This is a genomic window from Tumebacillus lipolyticus (assembly GCF_042682745.1).
Classification (GTDB): Bacteria; Bacillota; Bacilli; order Tumebacillales; family Tumebacillaceae; genus Tumebacillus_A; species Tumebacillus_A lipolyticus.
In genome coordinates this window covers 157,645-165,499 of record NZ_JBHUIO010000002.1, presented here as the reverse complement: position 1 = coordinate 165,499, position 7,855 = coordinate 157,645, and the positions used below count along the sequence as shown (strand labels likewise).

Genomic DNA, 7,855 nt, shown 5'->3' with positions numbered 1-7,855 from the left:
GATCTGAGCACGCAGGAGCTGCGCGGTGCCCAGCTTTACGATCGAACCTACCCTACCTGTGCCGTACACGCTCACAGATCGCAGTCAGCTCGCTGACCACGCTCTCCGAGCGAAACGCATCAATATCTGTGTTGCGCGCTCGCTCCTGCAGCTGCGCGAGCTGACTGAGATAGGTCTCCAGCGCGTTTGCTATCCCTTGTACATCGTCCGGATGGTGCACCTGCCACCCATAGCTTTGCAGCAGACGACCTGCTGTGCCCTTGGTCGACGTGATGCCGAGAATCGGGCGATACGCCCCGAGATAATCGATCAGCTTGGACGATAAAAACAGGTTGACATCGCTTGGCGCATCGACGAGCAACAGCAGATCGCTCTCCGCCATCAGCTCCAAACTTTTCCGAAACGGCACTTGCCCGACCCGCGTCACCTGTACACCGAGCGTTTTTTCTGCCGCTTCGAGCAGCGGATGGAACGTTCGTTCCACATTGCCGACCACCTGCAATTCCAATCGCTCCACCAGATCGGGACGCTTTTCCTTCAAAAAGGTCAGACCTTTAATCAGCGGGGCGGGACTGCGCAGCCCATAGAAGTCCCCGATGTAGGACATCACAATTTTCCTATCCCGCTTTTTCGCCGCACCGCCCTGATACAAAGCGGCATCAAAATGATGAGGAAGCACAGTTGAACGATTCTCCACATCTGCCCCTCGATACACAGATGCGTAGAGATCGCGCATCTCAAGCGTCGGAAAGATCAGATGATCGGCCCGCTCAATCACCTGTTGCTCCAGCCGTTCGACCGCTCGCTTTGCCTTCCCCTGCAGCTGATGATATGGATTGTGCCCCCACGGATCGCTAAATTGCGCGACCCAAGGCGTTCCGTACCGCTCCTTGACGCGCAAGGCAACCACATGGCTAGCTCCCGGTTGCGAGCGGCTGTAGAGCACATCATAATCGCCCCCGAGATCGATCGCTGCCCGCTCTGCTCGGCGTTGCCAGATCGGGTTGTCCAGCGCTGACAGTCGAGCGACCGCCTCCCGATAGATTTTGCGCATCAGGCGAGAAGACGGCTTCGGATTGGCCGCTCGGATCACGTTGACCTCCCCGCCCATCTCTTCGAGCAAAAACGGGTCTTGCTTAAAATCGGTCTCCTCCCCGACGGTCAGCAGATCGATCTGATATTCTTTCGATAAGAACTTTAACGTCTTCGCAACCAAGATCGATTCTGCGTTCAGAATCGGTGGTGCGTAATAGGAGATCATCAGCATTTTCGACATGCATCATCCACCATTCTCGATGTATCGTCCATCCATCTCTCGATGTATCGTCCATCCATCAGAAACCCTTTCATCTTACCCGATCGAGCGAGCGGGGACAATTCGCAGAAAAACAGTCTGTCCCGATCTACGAGCGCATATGTCTGGTACAAGGAGGTGATCCCCCCTGATGAAACGATTCGCCAAACAGCGCTCTCACCTGTTCATGTACATGCTCGCTCTGCTGGTCGCTGCTCTCTTCCTGCCCGCATCCGCCATGACGCACAAGCCGATCTTAGTGGAGCGCAGCATCAACGGATATGAACAGGCGTATGAAATCCCCGATCCGCTCACCTCATACGCGATCTACGGCGAGTTAAAAACGCCCCGTCAAGTGGATCTCTACAAAGTGACCGTGACCGAAGAGTCCCCCTTTTACGCCCGAATCTCCGTGCCGAAAAAACAGGCGTATCAATCGTGGGGGCCCGCTTTCCTTATCTTCGGACCGGGCCTGCCGACGACAAATGAGCCGCCTTCCTATCCGCTCGACCTCCCAGCGAACATGGGTCGCGCGACCCTGCTCTGGAACGGAGAAGCGGACGAATCATACGAGCCCTTCACCCAGACGAGCTACATCGATCACCAGCTGTACTCCAGATCGCTCGCACCTGGCACCTATTACATCGCAGTGTATGACCCATCCGGTGGGACAGGTCGCTATGTGCTGGCGACTGGGAGTCAGAGTCGGTTTGGCATGCTCGACTGGCTTCGCTTCCCCGCAACCTGGTATCAGATCCGCATGTGGTATGATCCGACTCAGACGACCCTGCTCCTCGTCGGTGCGTTCGCACTGCTCGCAGGCGCGATCTATTTCTTCAGCCGACAGCTTAAAGGTCGGAAATGATCGATCATCCAGATCAGCACATCCAGATCAGCACAGCCTGATCAGCGCGTGAAAGAACGAGCTGCTGCTCACCCCTTAACGCGAGTTTCCTTCCAGACAAAGCGGTTGAGGATGAGTGACCAAACGTAGCCGCCAAAAACTTTGGCCAAAAATTGACCCGCAACCACCCACGGAATAAACGTGCCAAAGGCGATGGTGGGAAAGGTGATCGAATCGACCGCCGAGGAGACGATGTTCGATCCGTTGACCTTCTTCCACTTCGGATAGCGGCGCATCAGATGATAGATGATCGTGTCAGCGACGCCAGAGAGCGCGAACGCAACAAATGAGGCGAGAGCTACCTGCCCTGCCTCACGATTCAGCAGGTAGGAGATGACCGAGCCGGTGAGCACGAGCAACGCCATGTTGATCCACAAGCGCTTGCCTTGCCAGCGCTCATGCAAGGCATCGCGAGTTGTGATGTCCAGACCGATGAACAAGAACGCATTCAAGATGGTAGACGCGGGACCAAAAAAAGCGACAGACAGATTGGCCGCCACGATCGCTGCCAAATACAAAACTACAAGAAACATAGGAGTTTATCACCTCCACCGACAAACCATTCCTTACTCGTATGCCTCTTTACATCCTTCTATTATATACATGATTTTTGATTTCCGTGGAAATGAGATGATTCGCGGGAATTAGACAAAGAATGCAGCTTTTCACCACCAGACTCCGTTTTGCGCAACGATCAGATCCTCGAACGATATGTTTCTCGGCTTTGTTTATATGGACAATCATCTTCTGCTCGACTCAGAACTGATCACAGGGAGGACGAACAGACCTCGAACAGAGATTAACAGGGTATTTGGCAACCCTCTAGATCATAAGCAGTTCTCCAACTCTCGCATCCAGATCTGCAATCAACGATGTTCGGGTGACCTCTCCTCTTCATCAAAAAGAAAGAGAGGTAGACCGCTCGTCCCCTCCCTTTCTATCGACTACTTCTCCAACTCCGTCCACTTCAACTGTTGAACGGGTGCTGTGTAGCTGTTCATCCGCTCCAACAGCACTTGCGGATCTTCTTCTACAATATATAGCTCTAAACTGCTCGCACGCATAAACCCTTCCTTTGCGGAATGCTCCATCATCTTCATCAAAGGGTCGAAGAACCCTTCCACGTTTAGCAACCCGATCGGTTTCTGATGAAGACCGATTTGCGCCCAGCAAATGGCTTCAAACAGCTCTTCGAATGTTCCGACCCCGCCTGGAAGCGCAATAAACCCGTCAGCCAAATCGGCCATCAAAGCTTTGCGTTCGTGCATCGTTTCGACTTCGTGCAACTCCGTCAGGTTCTGATGCACTAGCTCGCCACGAAACAGTCCGCGCGGCATCACGCCGATCGCTTTCCCATCGTGCTCCATCACCGCATTCGCCACACGACCCATCAGACCAAGACTGCCTCCGCCATACACCAGCTCGCTGCCGTTTGCGACCATCGCTTTGCCCAAGTTGATAGCAGCTTCTACGTAGGACGCTTTGCTTCCGGGATTAGAGCCGGAATAAACACAAATCCGCTTCATTGTTTCCACCTCGTATCGTACCGATTTACGCCTTTCATCATAGAGCATTCAGATCCAATTTAACACCCCTAGTGAAGCGATTCCGAATCATGCAATCTTCGACTCAGGATCATTCAGTACATCCGATCGATCTCGTCGAGTACGTCCGCTCTGGAAATCGCTTGATCATCAGCTGTTCGAGAAAAACGGAGGAGGGATCGTTTTGAAAAAAATATGGATCGCTTCGCTTGCGGCAGTCGCATTGGTAGCCGTTGGACTGGGCGGCACTGAGCGGGGCTTTTCTGCGTATTCGATGCGGGAGCGTTCCACTCGCCAGGAGCCTTTCAGTTAACTTGTTGGATTCGAAGGTAACCTCCATGACGATTAGCTGCTACCTTTTGTGGAGATCATTCGGTAAAGTTGATCTGGCAGCATTCTGATGCATGGGATGGGAGCAACTCCTCCTCTTTCGCGCGCTTTCGTCGCTCACTTCTTTACTTGATGTTACTCATCATGAATTCGATCATCTTGTAGGAAGTTACCGGCCGATCGCGATAGATCGAGCTGATCGCATCAGCGTAAGTGCTCACAATCCCGCCTTGTAGCAGAACCGATTGAAACCCTCTTTCCATCGCACCATTCAAAGTAAAAGTGACACATTGCTCGGCAGCAAAGCCCGCAACGATCACCAATCCGACCTCTTGATCACGAAGCACTTGTTCGAGATCCGTTTTCCAAAACGCATTTGAATACTGCTTCTCAATTCGGATGTCATTCGCTCCCACTGTGATTTCTGGGATCGTATTTCTTGCTTCCACATCTGTATCCTCATCCGACCCTTCCATGTCATGAACATGGACGACAACCTGATCTTTTTCACGCAACAATCCTGCCACGTGATTGATGTACTCACAAGCTGCTTCCACATTCAGCCGCTCCATCCGATCTTGTAAGAAAATGTTTTGCATATCAACGATCAGAAATCCAATTTTCATGTTTGCCCCCCGTTGTTTTTTCATGGATAAATCTAACAAAAAATAGATCCACTTTCTTTGTTCGCGTAGAGGGGTAAGATATCCTTTCTTGAATCAGTGTTCGTGGTTCAACCCACTCACCATCCCCCTCCCAAAATGAATGCAGGACATATGATAACAAACAGACCTCGCTCAAATGAACGAGGTCTTTGATCTGAATGACAGCCTAGGGTGGAAACTCCAGATTACTTAATAATTTTTGATTTTGCCAGATCGTCGATGCTGAAGTAGTAGTAATCCTCATGTTTCACAATTCGAACCCCTTTTACAGTCTTCTCTCCGTTTTCCCAAGCCTCAGCTACTGGAAACTTTGCAATCACCTCGGGGTTGTACATTGGGCGAGGAGCTACGAACAGGATTTGATCATCTTCGATTTTCACGTTAAAACCATATCCTGCTCGGAGCACTCCGACCGAGATCCATCCGTCGCTCAATCGAGGAGGTAGTTCACTTTTTCCTTGCAGCCTCGCCAAAATATACTGAATATCATCCTCATCGGTAAATCCTTTGTTTGTATTGTCGAAAGCATTGTAAGCATTGAAGAAATTCATCCCAAAGGCACCATCATAAAAGTAAGAAGTGCCGTCCGCGGTCACAACGGGATTGTTTTCAGTAAACCTCTTGATCCATTCTCGCTCAGCGAGTTCGGCATCCACATCTCTGATGTTTCCATCAACTGGTGTGACGATCTTAACATCAGTAGATGTGTTGATCTCCACTCGTTTTGCACTATCATTCCACATGTAATTCAATCCGGTGATGTCGCCAAGCTTGGCAAGTGGAACATACGTGCTCCCTTCATAGTTTAGGATCGGTCTCGTTGTATCTTTGTACTCTTTTCCATTAACGAAAACAGGGTATGTTACCTCTGTCATTACATAGTTCTTAACTGCTGCGGCTCCTGCTGTCACACCTGTTGTCAAGATAACTCCGATCGTAATACCAAGAACCACATCGCGCATTCGTTTCAAAATTATTACCTCCTAGTAAATTTTATCCTACTATAACAAATATTTATTTGTTTGTCTATTTTTTCCTTGTAGTATGCACAAAGAAATTTTTGACCACGATATTAATTTAATTCCTGCTATATGTTAATAAAATGTGATCACTTAGTTGCTCTCCACATTGAAAATTTGTACCTCAGTTCACGAAAGAATCGGTACTAGCGATCGACTTGCTTTCACCGAGCATAAAAGAGCCCTCCGACCTGCTACATAAGTCGAAGGGTGCTTTGGTGTTTAGTAGGCGGAATCTGAATGCCGATCAGCGCCATCGCACCAGATGTGCGCGGCGTCACCGCACGTTGTTGCAAAAAAAGGAAAGATCGAATATCATTTACTAACCGACCGGTAAGTAAACGTGTGGCGAAAGGTGGATGACATGAGTACGACTTCGACATATGAAGTGATTTTAGAAACGGGCTACCGTTTGTTTGCAGAGCATGGTTTTGAGAAGACAAGCATGGCGATGATCGCAAAAGAGGTGGGAATCTCCAAGCCCGCCTTGTATTACCACTTTGTGTCAAAAGAGTCGCTGATCGATGCTCTTTTGGACGAGATCTGCAAAAGCATTGGGTTTTCAACATTCTTTTCGGTCCAAAATTATACGAATGATAATTTTGTGGCATTGCTGATCTCCGATGGTCTGAGCATGGTGGAAAAGCAAAAAGAGGACCCCTATTATTCTCGAATCATGAATCAGTATCAAGCGCTTGGTTACAGAAACACAAAATACTCCCAGAGATTGCTAGATATACTAGATGGATATCGAGCGGGTTTTACTGAACTGTTGCAACACGGTGCATCGCTTGGCTCGATCGATGGAAGAGATTTGTCAATCAAAGCGCAGATGCTGACCATGATCATGGACAGCATCGATAATTTCACAAGCTTTGGGTTTGAGTACGAGTATGCTGCCATTTGGAAGAGCGCAGTCTTACGCCTTGTCAGAGGAGTTGATGAGCAATGAGCCATTTGTCGCAGCGAATTACAGGTCTTGATTATGCGAGAGCCTTGGCGATCTTTGGTATGATTCTCGTGAACTATAAGATCGCCATGCAAGCTGAAGAAGGCGGGGCACCCTGGTTGAGAGCGTTCGCAGGACTGTTTGAGGGACGAGCATCCGCATTGTTTGTCGTGCTGGCGGGCATCGGCGTGTCCTTCATGACAGCAAAGATTAGAACGTCGAGGAACAAGGAACTGATTCGTCAAACTCGAAACAGTTTGTACCGAAGGGCGACATTCCTTTTCCTCGCCGGGATGTTTTTGCTTGCGATTGGTTGGAGTGCGGATATTTTGCACTATTACGCCGTGTTTCTGCTCGTCGCGTCCGTCTTGATCACCCTCTCCGACAACAAGATACTCGGCCTATTTGTCAGCTTTCTTTTCGCGTCTCAACTGTTTTTGCTCCTGTTCGACTACAGCAAAGGGTGGAGTATGAACTTTCACGAATACACCGATTTTTGGACATTCACAGGATTTTTTCGCAATCTATTGTTCAATGGTTTTCATCCGATCTTTCCATGGTTATGCTTTTTTCTGATCGGCTTGTGGATCGGTAGAAAGGGCTGGCTATCGCAGGGAAAAAGGTTGAAAGTTCTACTCTTTGCATCAGTTGGAACGATCATTTTCGAGCTGATTTCCCTCCTCCTGATCAAATGGATCTCTCCTGTTCTGGACCATGAGGCGGCAACCTATCTGTTTACGACGAAACCGATGCCACCGACTATGCTTTATGTCCTCTCCGGAACTTGTTCCGCGTTGGCCGTACTTGTGATCAGCTTATATTTGGCCGACAAGTTTGCGAATTCTTTTCTAACGAAAGCGATGATCGCTACCGGTCAACTCTCCTTATCTCATTATATCGGGCACGTCATCATCGGATTGGGTTTTCTTGAAGCGTTAGGCTATATGGAAAATGGAAGTCTTTCTTTTGCGATCGTATATGGCTGTGGTTACTTCGTGCTTGCCTTCCTCTTTTCGTTCTTCTGGAGAAGATGGATGACCAGAGGCCCTGTTGAACTGATCATGAGAAAGTTCTGCTGAAATGTGTGCGTTGGAGGGAAGTTCGTCAGACCCCCTCCGTCTCTCCTGCATCCAATCAATCGTCGCTCATC

At 49.4% G+C, this 7,855-nt stretch carries 9 protein-coding genes; 4 read left to right on the top strand and 5 right to left on the bottom strand.

What is annotated here, in order from left to right; translation table 11 throughout:
- Positions 1 to 52 precede the first annotated feature (52 nt).
- Complete coding sequence (locus tag ACFSOY_RS00665) at positions 53 to 1,276, bottom strand: glycosyltransferase (protein WP_386043321.1); 1,224 nt, start codon at positions 1,274 to 1,276, stop codon at positions 53 to 55.
- 169 nt (positions 1,277 to 1,445) lie between these two features.
- On the opposite strand from ACFSOY_RS00665, the gene ACFSOY_RS00660 reads away from it, so the two are divergent.
- Positions 1,446 to 2,159 (top strand): hypothetical protein, encoded by a 714-nt coding sequence (locus ACFSOY_RS00660; protein ID WP_386043319.1) that lies wholly within the window; start codon positions 1,446 to 1,448, stop codon positions 2,157 to 2,159.
- A gap of 68 nt (positions 2,160 to 2,227) precedes the next feature.
- Here ACFSOY_RS00660 and ACFSOY_RS00655 read toward each other — a convergent pair whose 3' ends face one another.
- Positions 2,228 to 2,731: a VUT family protein gene (locus ACFSOY_RS00655; protein ID WP_386043317.1), complete on the bottom strand. Its 504-nt coding sequence runs from the start codon at positions 2,729 to 2,731 to the stop codon at positions 2,228 to 2,230.
- A gap of 411 nt (positions 2,732 to 3,142) precedes the next feature.
- Positions 3,143 to 3,724 (bottom strand): LOG family protein, encoded by a 582-nt coding sequence (locus ACFSOY_RS00650; RefSeq protein ID WP_386043315.1) that lies wholly within the window; start codon positions 3,722 to 3,724, stop codon positions 3,143 to 3,145.
- Positions 3,725 to 3,926: 202 nt separating this feature from the next.
- Between ACFSOY_RS00650 and ACFSOY_RS00645 the strand changes: the two genes are divergently transcribed.
- Positions 3,927 to 4,055: a hypothetical protein gene (locus ACFSOY_RS00645; RefSeq protein WP_386043313.1), complete on the top strand. Its 129-nt coding sequence runs from the start codon at positions 3,927 to 3,929 to the stop codon at positions 4,053 to 4,055.
- Between the two features lie 142 nt (positions 4,056 to 4,197).
- Here ACFSOY_RS00645 and ACFSOY_RS00640 read toward each other — a convergent pair whose 3' ends face one another.
- Positions 4,198 to 4,737 (bottom strand): cysteine hydrolase family protein, encoded by a 540-nt coding sequence (locus ACFSOY_RS00640; RefSeq protein WP_386043311.1) that lies wholly within the window; start codon positions 4,735 to 4,737, stop codon positions 4,198 to 4,200.
- 185 nt (positions 4,738 to 4,922) lie between these two features.
- Positions 4,923 to 5,699, bottom strand: a complete 777-nt coding sequence (locus ACFSOY_RS00635) for a stalk domain-containing protein (RefSeq protein ID WP_386044436.1) — start codon at positions 5,697 to 5,699, stop codon at positions 4,923 to 4,925.
- A 421-nt stretch (positions 5,700 to 6,120) separates the two neighbouring features.
- On the opposite strand from ACFSOY_RS00635, the gene ACFSOY_RS00630 reads away from it, so the two are divergent.
- Positions 6,121 to 6,708 (top strand): TetR/AcrR family transcriptional regulator, encoded by a 588-nt coding sequence (locus ACFSOY_RS00630; protein ID WP_386043309.1) that lies wholly within the window; start codon positions 6,121 to 6,123, stop codon positions 6,706 to 6,708.
- The gene (locus tag ACFSOY_RS00625; protein ID WP_386043307.1) at positions 6,705 to 7,784 is read left to right on the top strand and encodes a DUF418 domain-containing protein; all 1,080 of its coding nucleotides are present in this window, start codon (positions 6,705 to 6,707) and stop codon (positions 7,782 to 7,784) included. The genes ACFSOY_RS00630 and ACFSOY_RS00625 overlap by 4 nt, the downstream gene beginning before the upstream one ends.
- Positions 7,785 to 7,855: the final 71 nt, after the last annotated feature.

What these genes read in the sequence shown, in the direction of transcription:
- ACFSOY_RS00625 (WP_386043307.1), top strand. Translation starts at nt 6,705, where the DNA reads ATGAGCCATTTGTCGCAGCGAATTACAGGTCTTGATTATGCGAGAGCC.
- ACFSOY_RS00655 (WP_386043317.1), bottom strand. Translation starts at nt 2,731, where the DNA reads ATGTTTCTTGTAGTTTTGTATTTGGCAGCGATCGTGGCGGCCAATCTG.
- ACFSOY_RS00630 (WP_386043309.1), top strand. Translation starts at nt 6,121, where the DNA reads ATGAGTACGACTTCGACATATGAAGTGATTTTAGAAACGGGCTACCGT.
- ACFSOY_RS00660 (WP_386043319.1), top strand. Translation starts at nt 1,446, where the DNA reads ATGAAACGATTCGCCAAACAGCGCTCTCACCTGTTCATGTACATGCTC.
- ACFSOY_RS00665 (WP_386043321.1), bottom strand. Translation starts at nt 1,276, where the DNA reads ATGTCGAAAATGCTGATGATCTCCTATTACGCACCACCGATTCTGAAC.
- ACFSOY_RS00635 (WP_386044436.1), bottom strand. Translation starts at nt 5,699, where the DNA reads ATGCGCGATGTGGTTCTTGGTATTACGATCGGAGTTATCTTGACAACA.
- ACFSOY_RS00650 (WP_386043315.1), bottom strand. Translation starts at nt 3,724, where the DNA reads ATGAAGCGGATTTGTGTTTATTCCGGCTCTAATCCCGGAAGCAAAGCG.